Annotated in this window: 15 protein-coding genes; 6 read left to right on the forward strand and 9 right to left on the reverse strand. The window is 61.7% G+C overall.

All coding sequences use genetic code 11. The features are described from left to right. Window positions 1-1336, forward strand: a 1336-nt coding sequence (locus ATN38_RS21260; protein ID WP_256932059.1) for a carboxylesterase/lipase family protein, incomplete at its 5' end; no start/stop codon positions are given. Here ATN38_RS21260 and ATN38_RS21265 read toward each other — a convergent pair. Both ATN38_RS21265 and ATN38_RS21270 read right to left on the reverse strand, forming a co-directional pair. Then, entirely contained in the window at window positions 1329-2555 is a 1227-nt protein-coding gene (locus tag ATN38_RS21265) for an MFS transporter (protein WP_050657073.1), read from the reverse strand. The two genes, ATN38_RS21260 and ATN38_RS21265, sit on opposite strands and share 8 nt — an antisense overlap. A gap of 161 nt (window positions 2556-2716) precedes the next feature. After that, window positions 2717-2986, reverse strand: coding sequence for a GNAT family N-acetyltransferase (locus ATN38_RS21270; protein ID WP_007726096.1), 270 nt, complete (start codon window positions 2984-2986; stop codon window positions 2717-2719). A 574-nt stretch (window positions 2987-3560) separates the two neighbouring features. Here ATN38_RS21270 and ATN38_RS21275 point away from each other — a divergent pair. Next, window positions 3561-3887, forward strand: coding sequence for a hypothetical protein (locus tag ATN38_RS21275; RefSeq protein WP_003941297.1), 327 nt, complete (start codon window positions 3561-3563; stop codon window positions 3885-3887). A gap of 57 nt (window positions 3888-3944) precedes the next feature. Here ATN38_RS21275 and ATN38_RS21280 read toward each other — a convergent pair whose 3' ends face one another. Together ATN38_RS21280 and ATN38_RS21285 are read right to left on the reverse strand one after the other, a co-directional pair. Further along, window positions 3945-4568: a Type 1 glutamine amidotransferase-like domain-containing protein gene (locus ATN38_RS21280; RefSeq protein ID WP_058227699.1), complete on the reverse strand. Its 624-nt coding sequence runs from the start codon at window positions 4566-4568 to the stop codon at window positions 3945-3947. Window positions 4569-4602: 34 nt separating this feature from the next. After that, on the reverse strand, window positions 4603-5421 hold the full coding sequence (locus ATN38_RS21285; RefSeq protein WP_218748596.1) for a maleylpyruvate isomerase family mycothiol-dependent enzyme: 819 nt from the start codon (window positions 5419-5421) through the stop codon (window positions 4603-4605). Window positions 5422-5612: 191 nt separating this feature from the next. Between ATN38_RS21285 and ATN38_RS21290 the strand changes: the two genes are divergently transcribed. From ATN38_RS21290 to ATN38_RS21305, 4 genes are all read left to right on the forward strand, one after another. Further along, the gene (locus ATN38_RS21290; RefSeq protein ID WP_058227698.1) at window positions 5613-7151 is read left to right on the forward strand and encodes an AMP-binding protein; all 1539 of its coding nucleotides are present in this window, start codon (window positions 5613-5615) and stop codon (window positions 7149-7151) included. Between the two features lie 527 nt (window positions 7152-7678). After that, on the forward strand, window positions 7679-8788 hold the full coding sequence (locus tag ATN38_RS21295) for a Re/Si-specific NAD(P)(+) transhydrogenase subunit alpha (protein WP_003941381.1): 1110 nt from the start codon (window positions 7679-7681) through the stop codon (window positions 8786-8788). Beyond that, window positions 8788-9111 (forward strand): NAD(P) transhydrogenase subunit alpha, encoded by a 324-nt coding sequence (locus ATN38_RS21300; RefSeq protein ID WP_003941319.1) that lies wholly within the window; start codon window positions 8788-8790, stop codon window positions 9109-9111. The genes ATN38_RS21295 and ATN38_RS21300 overlap by 1 nt, the downstream gene beginning before the upstream one ends. Then, on the forward strand, window positions 9111-10541 hold the full coding sequence (locus ATN38_RS21305; RefSeq protein WP_003941368.1) for an NAD(P)(+) transhydrogenase (Re/Si-specific) subunit beta: 1431 nt from the start codon (window positions 9111-9113) through the stop codon (window positions 10539-10541). The genes ATN38_RS21300 and ATN38_RS21305 overlap by 1 nt, the downstream gene beginning before the upstream one ends. Before the next feature lie 394 nt (window positions 10542-10935). Here ATN38_RS21305 and ATN38_RS21310 read toward each other — a convergent pair whose 3' ends face one another. From ATN38_RS21310 to pdhA, 5 genes are read right to left on the reverse strand one after another with little or no spacing between them, the layout of a single operon-like run. Then, the gene (locus tag ATN38_RS21310; protein WP_007726101.1) at window positions 10936-11589 is read right to left on the reverse strand and encodes a hypothetical protein; all 654 of its coding nucleotides are present in this window, start codon (window positions 11587-11589) and stop codon (window positions 10936-10938) included. Window positions 11590-11618: 29 nt separating this feature from the next. Next, window positions 11619-12824 carry an MFS transporter gene (locus ATN38_RS21315; protein WP_064689480.1) on the reverse strand — a complete coding sequence of 402 codons (1206 nt, stop codon included), beginning with the start codon at window positions 12822-12824 and terminating at the stop codon, window positions 11619-11621. A gap of 10 nt (window positions 12825-12834) precedes the next feature. Beyond that, the gene (locus ATN38_RS21320) at window positions 12835-14043 is read right to left on the reverse strand and encodes a dihydrolipoamide acetyltransferase family protein (RefSeq protein WP_218748598.1); all 1209 of its coding nucleotides are present in this window, start codon (window positions 14041-14043) and stop codon (window positions 12835-12837) included. After that, window positions 14040-15017, reverse strand: a complete 978-nt coding sequence (locus tag ATN38_RS21325) for an alpha-ketoacid dehydrogenase subunit beta (protein WP_007726108.1) — start codon at window positions 15015-15017, stop codon at window positions 14040-14042. Before ATN38_RS21325 ends, ATN38_RS21320 begins: the two co-directional genes overlap by 4 nt. After that, entirely contained in the window at window positions 15014-16102 is a 1089-nt protein-coding gene (gene pdhA, locus ATN38_RS21330; protein WP_007726109.1) for a pyruvate dehydrogenase (acetyl-transferring) E1 component subunit alpha, read from the reverse strand. Before pdhA ends, ATN38_RS21325 begins: the two co-directional genes overlap by 4 nt. Window positions 16103-16321 lie beyond the last annotated feature (219 nt).

Raw genomic sequence — 16321 nt, forward strand, 5'->3', positions numbered from 1 at the left:
GGCGGTTCCGATCGATCGGGCCTTCAAAATCGACGAGGACTGCCTGTCGATCAACGTCTGGGCCCCGCGACCCGACGGCACGCCGCGACCGGTGATGGTGTGGATTCACGGCGGCGCCTACTGCCTCGGATCCGCCGCCCAAACGATCTACGACGGCCGTCATCTGGCTGAAACCGGCGACGTCGTTCTCGTCTCCTTCAACTATCGCGTCGGCGCACTCGGATTCCTGGACCTGTCTGCATTCTCCACCGCGGATACTGTTTTCGAATCGAACTGTGGTCTGCGAGACCAGATTGCGGCACTCGAATGGGTTCGAGACAACATCGACGCCTTCGGTGGTGACCCGAGTGCGGTGACCGTGTTCGGGGAGTCCTCCGGCGCAGGATCCATCACGACGCTCATGACCTGTCCGAGCGCCGAAGGTCTGTTCCATCGTGCGATTGCCCAGAGTCCGCCCGCGACCTCCGTCTACGGGGCCGAGCGCGCCAAGACCGTGGCGGAGCGGTTTCTCGAACTGCTCTCGATCGACCCCGAAGACGCAGGCGATCTGCTGACCACGGATCTGGAACTGCTCGTCAAGGCAAGCGATGATTTGGTCAACGAAATTCCGACCCGGATTCCGGGAACTTTGGCGATGGCACCCGTTGTCGATCGCGATCTGGTGCCGCACTACCCGGTTGCGGCTTTCCAGAAGGGTTACGCGCACCGAATCCCACTGATCATCGGTTCCAACAAGGACGAGGCGTCGATCTTCAAGTTCATGAAGTCTCCGCTGATGCCGGTGAGTGCGCAGTCCGTCGAGGCAATGCTCCAATTACTGGCCGACGATCACCCCGACATCTCCGCGACCAAACTTGCCGAGATCATGTCGGCTTACCCTGACCATGCGAAACCGAGTGGCGCGCTGGCACTGTCACGGGACGCTGCGTTTCGCATGCCGACCCTCTGGATCGCAGACGCGCACTGCAGGCATTCCCCTACATGGGTCTACCGCTTCGATCACGCGACGCCGATGCTCAAGGCGGCGCGGATCGGCGCGGGCCACGCGACCGAATTACCTTATGTATTCGGCAATTTCGGAACCCTGAACGTCGACCCCACGTTCTGGCTCGGCGGTCGGAAGGCCGCGATGGAGGTGGCCGGCCGTATCCAACGGCGATGGTTGGCCTTCGCCAGGCATGCAGTGCCGGCGGCCCTCGACGGCTCGAAGCACTGGGCGCCGTACGAGGAAGAGAAGCGGTCGACGCTGTTGATCGACTCCGCCGACACCCTCGTCAGCGACCCCGATCACGGATTGCGCGTCGCCTGGGGCAACGACGTGATGGGGTTCAACTGACGTCGGTCGAGTGCCGCGGACGATCCAGTTCGCGAAGCACCGGCAGAGAGGCACAGACTGCGGCGATCAGGATGATCGGAATCGACAGGGCCACAAAGGTCGACGCGATTCCGAGTTGATCGAGCAGCGGGCCGACCGCGAGGTAGCCGAGCGGGCCTGCGGCGTAGGCCGTCGACGTCATGACACCGACGACGCGTCCACGCATGTGCTCCGGGCTGTGCGTCTGCATGGCGTAGTTGGCGATCGGGCCGACTGGTCCGTAGACGAGGCCCTGCAGTCCGGCAAGTACGAGGATCACCCACAGTGGAGGTAGGAGCGCCATGGCCAGCATCGCTATGCCGAGAACGGCGACGGCAAAAATCATGATCAGCCGCCGGGACATGATCGGCGCCAGTGGGGCGTAGGCGAGAGAGCCGATGATGCCGCCGATCGCCAAGGCCATCAACACCGATCCGAGTTGGGCCGGTTGATCCAACTCTGTGAAGTACACCGGGAACACGACACTCTCCACAGGCATGTAGAGCGCGACGACTGCCATGTCGATCAGCGCCAGGGTGCGCAGCAGTTTGTTGTTCCAGACGAACCGAAGACCGTCGAGTGTGCCGTGCCAGATCGATTTCGGACGGTGTTCGTGTTCGGGCACTCCGGCGCCGGGAAGCCGGATGAAGGCGACCACGACTATCGAGAACACAAAACCTGCCGCCGTGACCCAGAGCGTGTTCACCGCTCCGATCGTTGCGATGAGGACACCGCCGATGCCAGGGCCGATCAGATACGCGACGTTGAAGTTGGCCTCGTACACACTGTTGGTTCGATCGAGCTTCCACTTGGCGGTCCGAGTCGCTGCAGGCAGCATGGACTCCCTCGCCGCCATTCCGGCGGGGTCGAACACGGCGCCGAGTGCGGCCAACGCCGCGATCACCGGGATCGTCAAGCCCGCGGTGGCCGCGATGATCGGAATCGCTGCAACGGACATCGCGGAGAGAGCGTCGGAAATCATCGACGTTCGACGGCGTCCGAACTTGTCGACGAATGTCCCCGAAAACAGGCTCGACACGAGTAGCGGAATGGCTGCTGCGCCGGCAACTATCGCCGCGTCGGTAGCCTTACCGGTTCGTTCGAGAACCAGCCAGGGGAGCACGACGATGGCGATACCGTTGCCGATCGCCGAGAACAGCGTCGCGAGATTGACCAGTACGAGAGGGCGATAGCTGGGGATAGCTACGTCCGTGGACGCAGGTGGACGCCGATCTGCTGAGGCGACCACGTTCTTTCCTTCCCCGAGATGGTGCCGCCCAGGATTTCGACGACGGCACCATCGACGCTAGCAGCGGGGTCTGCAGGTTCGCGACTGGTTTTTCGCCGGCCGTTCTCGTTCGGTTATGCCTGGTAGACGGGGTTCTCCGCAACAAACTTCTCGACGTACGAGCACGTCGGAAGGATCTTCAATCCCTCGTTCCGGGTCTGATCGAGCGCTTCACGCACCACGATGGCGGCAAGCCCGCGCCCACGAAACTGCGGATAGGTCACCGTGTGGTGGAAATCACGGACGCCGGAATGGTCCGAGTACTCGGCGAAACCGGCGAGTTCGCCGTCGACTCGGATCTCGAAACGCGTTTCCGCGGGATTGTGCGCCACTGTCTCGGTCATCTTCGGGCTCCGTTTCGAAAGGGCGGCCGGTTGCGCCGCGCCGCGTCTACGTTCTCTGGAGCACGCTACCTGGCAGGCCGTCCGCAATATCGGTTGCCGACGTGGGATCCGTTACTTAGCGCAACTACAACTGGACGACCGTTCAAGGGACCTTCGTCGCCATGGAGAACGAACAAAACTGGTCTGTACGTGCCGATTTGCCCGTACTTTTGTGCCCACAACGGGTGATACATATGCATCACGATCGTAAACATCCCAATATGTGGGACCGGTCACAAAGTTTTTTGTCGTCTGTTCGGATGGATTAAGTGGAGGGCCTGAAACGGGCAAATTGCAGGTCAGCGGCGCGCTGGTTGCGTGTCGATGATGGGTGCGAGCGGCCGGAAACCCCAGGGGTATTGCGTTGGTCATCAGATCGTTTCTCGGACGTGATCCCAAAGACCCGCTCGGGGGGTTAGCGTTTGAATCGTCGGGGATGGAAGAAGCGTTACAACTTCGCCAAAAAAACTTTGGCGTCGCTGCTCAACGGTTCGATTTCGAGTCTTCGTCGGACAACTTCGAGGAAGGAACGCACATGATTTTCGGGCAGCGTGAGTCGAACAGTTACTTTGCCGCAATTTTTTCGTACGACTTCCTTGACGAAGGTCTGGGATACGAGACCATCGCACGGATTCACCGAGGCGAGATCTGCGAATGGATTCGTGATCTCGAGGCTTCCGGGTTGTTCTCGGCTGCGGAAGTTCATGCCGCTGAACTGGCATGGCGCGAAAATCCACGCCTGCTCCTCGACGCCCTTCTCGAGGACGCTGACGAGGTCTCTGTCAAGCGCTGGGAGATCGCGTGGACGAGGCTCGAGCGTCAGTCGCCGGCAGCCGGAACCGCGGTGGCAGAGCACGGCTGATCCGGTCGGGCCGAGTCGACTGCTCAGTCTGCGTCAAGATCAACCGTCTGCGTTACATCAACGGTCGACGAGTATCACCTCGTAATCGGTGAGCACGGTGAATTGCACGCCCGCCGTTGTCAGGGCCGCAACCGTCCGCGCAGTCACCTGTGGATCTTCGAGTAGCGAATCGCCGCCGTGCGGCACTATCGCGAAGTCGATCAGCGCGAGCCCGGACCAGATCGGGTCGATACCGCACGTTGGCATGACTTCAGCGGGGTCGTCCGACGCGTCCAGCCCGATCAGAGTCGGAGTCGCCAGGCACGCTCCGGCGCTGTATCCCGCATAGGCCACGACGCCTGAACGAACCAGCATCTCGATGACCCTGTCAGCGCCACTTCGAGCTAGCTGAGCTCGCAGGACGAACGTGTTTCCGCCGCGAACCCACAGGCAGTCGAATTCGCGGAGCCGGAGTTCCAGTGCTTCCGATGCACCCAGGAAGTCTCGGACATCCACTTCCTCGGCGGTAAAGCCCGCTGCCCGTAGCGGAGTCAATTCGCTGGTGACTGCTGAACTGCGGGCATTGGCGGGCCACGAATCTGCAGCCGCGGCGATGACCGCGATGCGAGCGCCGCGGCCTACGAGATCGACAAAAGCCTCGCGGTGATCGCCGAATCGGTAGGACGAGAGAAACAGTTTCACTTCTCAGTACCTTCGCGACCTACCCACCCAGCCCTCAAATCGTGAACGCCAGATTGTCGACGACGCGTGTGCCCACCGTGGTGTCACCGCGAAGCGAGATGTCGGTTCGGTGATCCGACGCGTGGACGCGGCCACCGGCAATTCGGGTGAAGAGCGGTGAGCTCATCGAGATGGTCGTGGTCGCCGGACCGTCCAGCTCCGGGACGAGTGTTGCTCGCGCGTCGACCGAGACGTGAAGTGAACGGGCAAGTGGCCCTTCGAGTTCGAAAGTGATCCGTGCTCCCTCTGGCGCCTTTCCTCGTTTTCCGACGACGAATCCGAGCGCGCTGGTGATTTCGCCGAATGCAGTCTCCGCGCGCAATCCGCCTTCCTCACCCGGAATGCCAGCTGCATCTCTGATGTCGAGTTCGTGCATCCAACAGTCGAAGGTCCGAATACGCATGAACCGGCCATAGGGCGCAAGACCGACCGGTGTTTGTGTCTCGGCGTCCCAGTCCGCGCTGGTGATCGAGCGCAGCGCTTCGGTTCGTTCGGCGGTGATCTCGCGATATCGGGTCAGCAGGTCCGAGTGCGGTGTCCGCCGCAGGCCTTCGACCCAGCGCTCGTTGAACGCCGCAATCTCGTTGTGGACGTGGGGCAATGCGTGCACGTCCAGATTGATCGACGGCGGATTGATGCCCGAGAGCAGTGATTCCGTACCGATCAGATGGGACACGATGTCGTGAACCGTCCACCCCGGAAGGTTCGACGGTGCCAACCACTGATCGCCGTCGAGTTCGGCCAGCAGTGCGTCGATGACTCTCCATTCCTCGGTCAATGCGTCGACTACTGAGTCCTGGGGCCAACCACTCATGTGGACATCTCCTGTTTCGGACGGTGCGGTTCTCCTCACTGTATGTCCCGGCGGATAAGTGAGCGGGCATTCCCATGCTTCGAGTCGGTGTCACCAAACCTCCGAGGGTGGCAGAGTTCCTGTGGTAGACCAGGATTGTCGACGCCGAAGCAGGCTCACGCGGCGTTGTCGTCACCGACAGAGGAGTCTTCGTGTTTCCAGGAAATTTTGTCCACTCCACGCCGGACAAGCCCGCCGTCATTCGCCCTGCGACGGGTGAGTCCATCACCTATCGGGAACTCGACGAACGGTCGACGCAGTTGGCGCGATACTTCCGAAGTGTCGGTGCCAAGCCTGGGGACCACGTCGCTCTCATCTCGAACAACGATCTCCGGGCGTTCGAGGTGTACTGGGCAGCGTTGAGATCCGGCCTCTACATCACCGCGGTGAACTGGCATCTCACGGCTGCGGAGGCTGCCTACATCGTCGACGACTGCGAGGCGACAATTCTGGTGGCGTCGGGGCAGGCGTCCGCAGCAGTTCCGTTGGACGAGAAGCTGATTCCACGCGTGCGTCACCGATTGGTGTACGGCGGCGCCCTCGAGGGTTTCGACGACTACGAAGACGCGGTCGATGCGCAGTCCACTGCTCCACTCGACTCGCAGCCGCGTGGGGCTGACATGCTGTATTCGTCGGGAACCACCGGCAGGCCGAAGGGGATCAAAGGAGATCTCCCGGAGGGTGAGGTGAACACCACCATGGATCCGTACACCGCGGTGTTCGCACCGATGTACGGGTTCGATTCCGACACAGTCTATTTGTGCCCGGCTCCGGTCTATCACGCGGCGCCCCTGCGTTTTTGCGGCGTGATCAATTCGGTCGGCGGAACCGTGATCTTGATGGATGCATTCGAAGCCGAAACCGCGCTGGAGTTGATCGGTAAATACGCTGTGACGCACAGTCAGTGGGTACCGACGATGTTCGTTCGAATGTTGAAACTTCCGAAGGAGACCCGTGATCGTTACGACGTCTCGACGGTGAAGGTCGCCATTCACGCTGCTGCTCCCTGCCCGCCCGAAGTGAAGACGGCAATGATCGACTGGTGGGGGCCGGTGATCTACGAGTACTACGCCTCGACCGAGGGTTCGGGCGCTACCTTCATCAACAGTGAGCAGGCCTTGTCGCATCCGGGTTCCGTCGGGCGTGACGGAGTGATGGGGATCGTGCACATCTGTGACGACGCCGGGCGCGATCTTCCGGTCGGCGAGATCGGTACCGTGTTCTGGGAGCGGGAGACTTTGCCGTTCCGGTACCACAATGATCCCGAGAAAACGGCTGCCGCGCAGCATCCGGATCATCCGACGTGGACGACGAGTGGAGATATCGGCTATATCGACTCCGAGCGTTTCCTTTATCTGACCGACCGCGCCGCGTTCACGATTATCTCCGGTGGTGTGAATATCTACCCACAGGAGTCCGAGAACATCCTTACTTTGCACCCGAAGGTGTTCGACGTGGCGGTCATCGGTGTTCCCGACGAAGAAATGGGTGAGCAGGTCAAGGCGGTTGTCCAACTAGCGGAGGGAATTGAGCCCGGTGCCCATGTCGCCGAGGAATTGCTGGAATACGTTCGCAGTCAGGTCGCACATTTCAAAGCACCGAGAAGCATTGACTTTGCCGACGAATTGCCTAGGACCGCTACAGGAAAGCTCGTCAAGCACAAGTTGCGGTCTCAATATGTGAGCAATTGATGCTCTAGTGAAATGCTAGGACATCAGAGTAATTCTGCGAGATAGTCGGCAAGGACCTGCGCGTGACCGTATGGCAGGTCCTTGCTTGCTGTCAGTAGAACAACGGGTCGAGCATCCGAGGCCGGTGCGAGGCGTACTGCAGGTTTTCGCGTTTGAGGCCGCGTGGCCGGAGTCGGTCCACGCGGAGTCGGACGGCGTTACATTCGGAAGCCCGTTCGTAAACTCGCTCGACGGTGATTATTCGGCGCGTCATTCTGATGCCTTTACGTCTTTCGGCCGTTTCAAATAGTGGAATAGTCCGCCATTCCGGTGTGATCGGCCTCACAGTAGGCTTCTTCAGGTATGTCCAAACATACTGTTCGGACTCGATTCAGATGGAGAAAGTGCGTCGTCGGTTTCCCTACGCCGCGTTAACTCTGGCTACTATCAGTCACCATTCACCCAAAAGCGGGTCATCTTCCGCTCATCACATGCTGGTTGCCGCTCGTCGCAGCAGGCGAACCACCAACCGCAGAAGGTAATGGAAAATGGAAACATCGAAGAGCGCACAAGTGCGTCCGTCGGTCGGCGTCCCTCGAGAATCGAGTGATGGTGAGCGTCGGGTCGCATTGGTGCCGAAAATTGTGTCCGCTTTGATCGGCAAGGGTGTCGACGTGGTCGTCGAGTCCGGGGCCGGTCTCGGGGCGTTGATTCCCGACGAGTTGTACACCGCTGCCGGCGCGAAAATCGGCGATCCGTGGACTGCTGACGTGGTGGTCAAGGTTGCGCCTCCGTCGACAGAAGAGATCGCCCGGATCAGTACCGGCGCGAAGCTCATCGGTTTCCTGAATCCGCGTAATGCGGACAACCGCATCGCCGAGTTGAAGGCTGCCGGCATCGAGGGATACGCCGTGGAGGCGATTCCTCGTATCTCTCGCGCGCAGGTGATGGACGCGTTGTCCTCGCAGGCGAACGTGTCCGGGTACAAGGCTGTTCTGTTGGCAGCATCGGAGTCGACGCGGTTCTTCCCGATGCTCACCACCGCTGCGGGCACGGTGAAGCCTGCGACGGTTCTGGTGCTCGGAGTGGGTGTGGCAGGTCTGCAGGCGCTGGCGACAGCCAAGCGTCTCGGTGGCCGCGCTACCGGGTACGACGTGCGTCCTGAGGTCGCCGACCAGGTGCGTTCGGTGGGTGCACAGTGGCTCGACCTGGGAATCGATGCGGCGGGCGAGGGTGGATACGCCCGCGAGTTGACCGACGACGAGCGAGCGAAGCAGCAGCAGGCACTCGAAGATGCGATCAAGGGCTTCGACGTTGTGATCACCACAGCTCTGGTTCCGGGTCGTCCCGCGCCGCGCCTGGTGACCGCTGCCGCGGTCGAAGGCATGAAGCCGGGCAGTGTCGTGGTCGACCTCGCGGGTGAAACCGGTGGTAACTGCGAGCTGACCGAGCCGGGTCAAACCGTCGTCAAGCACGGCGTGACCATTTGCTCTCCGTTGAATTTGCCGGCGTCCATGCCGGAGCATGCGTCCGAGTTGTACTCGAAGAACATTTCCGCGCTGATCGAACTCATGTTGGTGGAAGGTGCCTTGGCGCCTGATTTCTCCGACGAGGTTCTGGCCGGTGCGTGCGTCACCCGTGAAGAGAAGGGCGCCTGATGTACACATCACTGCTGGCGAACATCGCGATCCTGGTGTTGTCCGGGTTCGTCGGTTTCGCTGTGATCTCCAAAGTTCCGAACACCCTGCACACCCCGTTGATGTCCGGTACGAACGCCATCCACGGCATCGTCGTCCTGGGTGCGTTGGTCGTCCTGGGCAAGGTGCACGATCCCTCGATCGGGTTGCAGATCATCTTGTTCGTCGCGCTCGTCTTCGGAACCGTGAACGTTGTCGGTGGTTTTGTGGTCACGGACCGCATGTTGGCGATGTTCAAGGCCAAGCCGGCCGCCAAGTCTGTGTCGAAGGATGGTGACCAGTAATGGAATACCTGGTCAATGCGCTCTACATTGTCGCGTTCTCGATGTTCATCTACGGCCTCATGGGTCTTACCGGCCCGAAGACCGCAGTCCGCGGCAACCAGATCGCCGCGGTCGGCATGCTCATCGCCGTCGTTGCCACTCTGATCTCCATTCGTGATGCGGAGATGGGGAACTGGATCCTCATCGCTGCCGGCCTTGTCATCGGTGTCGTGCTCGGCGTTCCGCCGGCGCTCCGGACGAAGATGACGGCCATGCCGCAGTTGGTGGCACTGTTCAACGGTGTCGGCGGCGGCACGGTCGCGTTGATCGCGTACGCGGAGTTCCTGGACTCGGACGGTTTCACCGCATTCCAGCACGGCGAGTCGCCGACGGTACACATCGTCATCGCGTCGCTCTTTGCCGCGGTGATCGGATCGATCTCCTTCTGGGGCAGCGTGATCGCGTTTCTGAAGCTGCAGGAAACTCTGCCTGGTCGTCCGATCGGAATCGGCAAGCTCCAGCAGCCGCTCAATGCTCTGCTGCTCATTGCCGCCGTCGCGTTCTCGGTGATCATCGGTATCAAGGCGATCTCACCGGAAGGCCCGACCAGCTCACTGTGGATCGTCGGCGTGCTCGTGCTCTCGGGCATCCTCGGACTGATGGTCGTGCTGCCCATCGGCGGCGCGGACATGCCCGTCGTCATCTCGCTGCTCAACGCTCTGACCGGTTTGTCAGCTGCTGCTGCAGGTTTGGCGCTCAACAACCAGGCGATGATCGTCGCCGGCATGATCGTCGGTGCTTCGGGCACCATCTTGACCAACCTCATGGCCAAGGCCATGAACCGGTCCATCCCGGCCATCGTTGCCGGCGGCTTCGGTGGTGGTGGCGGTGAAGCCGCATCCTCCGACGGCGTCGTGCGCACGGCAAAGGCGACCTCGGCCGCCGACGCGGCTATCCAGATGGCCTACGCCAACCAGGTCATCGTCGTACCCGGATACGGACTTGCCGTCGCGCAGGCTCAGCACGCGGTCAAGGACATGGCGAAATTGCTCGAGTCGAAGGGTGTCGAGGTCAAGTACGCCATTCACCCGGTCGCCGGCCGTATGCCCGGTCACATGAACGTTCTTCTCGCAGAGGCGGATGTCTCGTACGACGCGATGAAGGAAATGGACGACATCAACGACGAGTTCTCTCGTACCGATGTCACCTTGGTGATCGGTGCGAACGACGTCACCAACCCGGCGGCGCGCAACGATCCGAGCTCACCGATTCACGGAATGCCGATCCTCAACGTCGACCAGTCGAAGTCCGTCATCGTGCTCAAGCGCTCGATGAACTCCGGTTTCGCCGGTATCGAGAACCCGCTCTTCTTCGCCGAGGGCACCTCGATGCTCTTCGGTGACGCCAAGAAGTCGGTCTCCGAAGTAACCGAGGAACTCAAGGCGCTCTAGCGCTGGTACTCGGAAGGGGCGTCCACTCGCAGCTGCGAGTGGACGCCTTTTTTCGTGGCCGTGTGTTGCAAAGATGTCGTGTGTTGCAACGACTTCTTGTGCTGAAACGACTTCTTGTGCTGAAACGACAAAGGCGCCTGGTCCGAGACGAAACTCGGAACAGGCGCCTCTGGCGACGTTTTACGGAACCTCGGGGGTTTCGGGGTCGGAAGAGAAGCCGGAAAGTAGTTCGATCAACTTCTGGATCAGTTCGAGCGGGTTCAGATCTTCGAGGCTCACGGTAAAGACTCCTTCGCTGTGGAACTACTTGATTCGGACATTTCAGAACATACGTCATGTCCAACCGTGGCGGGAGAGCTATCGGCGAAAATCTCTGAATCCCAAAGATTTAGGACTAAAGTCGGATGCTCCGGTGCCTGGAGAACGCGATGGCTGCCGTATCTGGGCGCAGCTCTTCACGTTTCGCGGCGATGGGCGATCGTGCCATCAAAATGGCTGCGGCACAGGCCCATACCAGGGTGATCAGAATGCCAGCTATCACTCCGAAAAGGCCGCTCAGCTCGGCGGCGAGCGCGCTGGCACCGATCGCAGCAACTCCGACGAATCCGAGCCCGGCGACCACCGGACGCCACTGCGGGGCGGAGATCAAGATCGCCGAGCAGTACAGCGCGGTCGCCGCTGCGACGTGACCGCTGGGCAATAGGTCCTGGGGAACATCGGGGAGCCAGGAACCGAATGCCGCGTTGGTGAGATTGGCGCCCATTCCGAGGAGCAGGATCGCGCCGATGCCGTATGGCAGTCCGCGGACCATCGAGACGACGGCCAGAGCGGTAGTGGCTGCGAGTACAGCGGTGACGTCGAATCGGCCTACCGTCCACTCGGCAAGTGCGCGCACCTGTTCCGGGACGCTCAAACCGGGCGAGGTGGGTCGCACGAAATACAAGACGCCCAGCGCTACGACGGCGATCGCGGCAAGGACGAGGAAGCGAGTGGTTGTGGAGGGAGCGGGGTGCTGGGTGGAGGTCGAGACGGTCACGAGTACCAGCATCCCTGTTGAGTCTGTGCCGATCGTGAGGATCAGCTGTGAGGTCTGTAGGCGGTCGGAGAATCGCGCCGAACGACACCCGCACAACCCGCTGCGACCAGGACGCATGCAAACGGGATCAACATTGCTGTGGTGAGAGGCACAAGCTTGGTGACCCAGCCGATGGTTGCCGGACCGGCGAGGAATCCGATGTATCCCATGCCGACGACGCGAGACATGTTGGTGCCGGCCGAACCTGAGCCCAGATTTCCGGCCGTGGTGAAGATCTGCGGAATGCATCCCGACAGGCCGGCGCCGAACAGGGCCCAACCGAGCAACGTCAGTGGTAGCCAGCCGGATACCACGACGGTCAGCATTCCGACGGACGACAGCAACGCACCGTAGCGAACCACTGCCACCGGGCCTACCGCCGCGCTGATCCGATCCGCGGTGAACCGACCGACGGTCATCATGGCGGAGAATGCGCCGAACGACAGTGCGGCAACGGCATTCGAAACACCGAGATCCTCCTTGACCTGCAGCGCGCTCCAGTCGTTAGCCACTCCCTCGGCCAGCATCAGAACAAAGGCGAGGGTTCCGAGAGCGAGCACCCGAGCCGAGAATCTGCCGTGTGTCTTTCCGGTTGTCGACGCAGTTTCGGCAGGAACGTCGACGCGAGGGAGCAGGGGGCGCGAGCACAACCAGACTGCCAGCAAGCCGATTGCCGACGCGATGCTGAGCGTGACGTACGGCGGAAGATCCAGTGCGAGAGTGCCGAATCCGATGACGGACCCCAATACGCCACCGACCGAGAACATGCCGTGAAACGCCGCCATGATCGGGCGCCGGTACAGCTGTTCGGCCTCGACGGCCTGCGAGTTCATCGACACGTCCAATGCACCATTCGCAAAGCCGAACACGACAAGTGCAGCGCCCAGTTGCCAGGTGTTCGTGGCAAACCCCGGGCCGAGAGTGGCGAATGCCAGCCCGCTACCCGCCAGGACGACCATGCGTCTGCTGCCGTATCGATCTGCGAGCGGGCCGCTCAACTGCATGCCGGCGATGGCTCCGACTGCAAGAAGGAGAAGAAGTGAGCCGAGCGTCGAGTGACTGATCCCCACTCGGTGTTCGATGGACGGAATGTGGACGACCCACATCGCGAGGAGAAATCCGTTGATACCGAAAATGCCGAAGATGCCGGCGCGGGCGCGCACCAGGGCAGAGGTGGGGACTGCGCGGTCGGTGGGGTTGACGCTCACTCGTTCCTTTCTACAGGTGAGTCAGCAACAGGTCCGGGTTCGCGAGCATCTCTGCGACAAATGAGAGGAATCTCGCGGCATGCTCACCGGTCAGCACGCGGTGGTCGAACGTCAACGTCAGTGTCACGACGCTCCGCACTTCGATCTTGCGCTCGATCACCCACGGACGCTCGCTCACCGAGCCCAGACAGAGAATGACGGCTTCTCCCGGATTGAGAAGCGGAATGCCGCCGTCGACGCCGAAGACTCCGACATTGGTGATCGTGACGGTGCCACCGGTCAGGTGATGGACGTCCGTCTTTCCCTCACGGGCAGCGACGGTCAGTTCGGTCACCGCGCGTGCGAGCTGGACCAGGCTCAGGGTCTGGGCGCTCTTGATGTTGGGCACGGACAGTCCACGTTCGGAGGCGACGGCGATGCCGAGATTCACGTGATCGTCGATGACGGCGTCGCCGCGGGCCTCGTCCCAATGCGCGTTCACCATCGGGTGCGAGGCGATGGCGGCCACCATTGCCTTGGCAGCGAGAGTCAGCGGAGTGAGGGACAGTCCGGTGAACGCCTCCGAGGAACGGAGCCTGCCGAGCAGTTCCATCGAAGGCGTGACATCAGCGGTGAGGAAGACGCTGGCCTGCGGAGCGCGGGTGCTGGCAACCATCGCCGACGCCATCTGTTTTCGTATGCCGGACGGGGCCAGGCGTGTCGCGTTATCCGAAGGCGCCTGCACGGTAAGCGCGTCTGCGACGTCAGCCGCGGTGACGGCACCGTCGAATCCGCTGCCGGTGATTTCGCTCAGATCGATGCCGGCTTCGCGGGCCGCGCGCCGCGCCGCGGGGGTTGCGGGCCGTCGCTCGGTACTCGCCGCGGATTGCGAGTCCGGCGTGATCCTGCTCCGTCGTCGGCTCGGTCTCTCGGCCGCGGGTCCGTACCCGACCAGCACACTCGGAGACTGCGAATCACTTGGAGACGGTGAATCTGAAGACTCCTCGATACGGATGATCGGAGTACCCACCGGAACGGTAGTGCCAGGTTCGACGAGGAGTTCTCTGACAACGCCGACGTAGGGCGACGGCAGTTCGACAAGAGCTTTGGCTGTCTCTACCTGGGCGAGAACTTGATTGAGTTCCACCGTGTCACCGACGCCGACCGTCCACTCGACCAGATCGGCGGACGTCAGGCCCTCGCCGAGATCCGGTAACCGGAATTCGTGCGCCGTGCTCATGCTGCCAGCGTTCGATCGAGCGCCGCGAGGATCCGGTCGGCGTCCGGAAGGTGAAATCGCTCGAGCTTGGCGGGCGGGTAGGGGATGTCGAATCCGGTGACCCGCAGGATCGGTGACTCCAGCTGATAGAAGCAGTGTTCCGCGACGTGTGCTGCGATTTCGGCGCCGACGCCGAGAAACTTCTGCGCCTCATGGACGACGACAAGCCGGCCTGTCTTGTTCACCGAAGCCTCGATCGTGTCGAAGTCGATGGGGGAGAGTGAACGCAGATCCACGACCTCCAGATCGTGACCTTCTTCTTCGGCAATCCGCGCGGCGTCGAGCGCGGTGGCGACCATGGATCCGTACGCAACCACTGTCGCGTCGTTCCCCGAGCGGGCGACGCGGGCACGGTGGAGCGGAAGCTCGGGCGCGGCATCGGTATTCACGTCGGCGGTATCCCAGTAGCGCCGTTTGGGTTCGAGGAATATCACCGGGTCGTCGGCCGCAATGGATTGGCGGATCATGTGAAAACCGTCGATCGGATTGCTCGGGTACACCACCCGCAGTCCCGCGGTGTGAGCGAAGTACGCTTCGGGCGACTCCGAATGATGTTCCACCGCACCGATTCCGCCGCCACTGGGAATCCGAATCGTCAGTGGCGCAGAGGCAGCGCCTCGGGTGCGGTACTGGATCTTGGCCACCTGCGAGACGATCTGATCGAAAGCCGGGTAGACAAACCCGTCGAATTGAATTTCGCAGACAGGCCGATACCCGCGCAAGGCAAGCCCGAAAGCTGTTCCCACGATCCCTGATTCGGCGAGGGGCATGTCGATCACCCGAGTGTCGCCGAAGTCCTTCTGCAGGGCGTCGGTAACCCGGAATACGCCGCCGAGACGGCCGACGTCCTCGCCCATGATGACAACGCGACGATCGTCTTCGAGTGCGCGTCGAAGGCCGGTGTTGAGCGCGGTCACCAGATTCATGACGGTCATGACGAAGCCCCTTCCAGGCTACGGAGATACGCGCGATGCTCTTCGCGTTCAGCGTCGATCAGTGGGTGTGCCTCGGCGTAGACGTGATCGAAGAGCGCTGACGGGGGCGGATCGGCGAGCGCGATGGTTGCGCGTCGCAGTCCAGCGGCGACGTCGTCGGCGGCTGCCGCGATGGTGCTGAGTTCGTTTTCTCCGAGAAGATCGCGACGGCCGAGGAGCAGACGCATTCGCTCGAGCGGATCGCGGCTTCTCCACTCCGACATATCCGTATCGGTGCGGTACCTGCTCGGATCGTCGGAGGTCGTGTGCGGGCCCATTCTGCAGGTGATCGCCTCGATGAACGTCGGGCCGCTGCCTTCGCGTGCGCGATTGAGCGCCGAGCGCGTCACGGCGAGCACGGCAAGGACGTCGTTACCGTCGACGCGGATCGCGGGGATGCCGTAACCGATTGCCCGATGTGAGATGGGCGTGCGTGACTGGAGGGATACCGGTTCACTGATTGCCCACTGGTTGTTCTGGCAGAAGAAGACAACGCCGACACGGAAACTGGCGGCAAATCCCATCGCCTCGGCGATGTCGCCCTGACTTGTGGCGCCGTCGCCGAAGTACGCGATCGTTGCGATCTCGGCGCCGTCCAGGTGTGCGCCGAGTGCGTATCCGGTGGCGTGCAGCCCTTGGGAGCCGACGACGATCGCCGGATTGGTGACGTTGAATTGTTCTGGATCCCAACCGGAATGGGAGATTCCTCGCCACATGGTGGTCAGCAATTCGGGGGGAACACCCCGGCAGTACGCGACGGCATGTTCGCGGTAGCTGGTGAACGCGAAGTCGTCTGGGGCGAGCGCTCTCGCGGAACCGACCTGGGCGGCTTCTTGGCCTAGCATCGGAGCCCACAAACCGATTTCGCCTTGACGCTGCAGGGCAACAGCTTCGGTGTCGATTCGGCGACTCACGACGAGATCGCGATACAACGACAGCAGTTCGTCAGGCCCGATGTCTGTTATCAGGCGGTCGAATTCGGGACGGCACACTCGTGCGCCGTTCGGTTGGATGAGTTGGACCGGATAATCGAGGTTGTCGATCATCTTCGCTCACCTCGGTTTCTGCTCATGCCCGGCGCGCCTCGTGAGTACGCCGCACAATCCCGATGTGTTGTATGCAGTTGTCGCTCTACCATCAGGATCCCCCTGATTGGGAAATCCGCAAGTATTTTCACTGCCGTATCAAGACCTGAACTGCGAACTGGCGAGTAACAAACGTGTCGGTACGGCCAACCGATCGGACTTCAACCGCTAGCATCGGTG

This window comes from Rhodococcus sp. FH8, assembly GCF_019266085.1.
In the GTDB taxonomy this organism is placed as follows: domain Bacteria; phylum Actinomycetota; class Actinomycetes; order Mycobacteriales; family Mycobacteriaceae; genus Rhodococcus_F; species Rhodococcus_F qingshengii.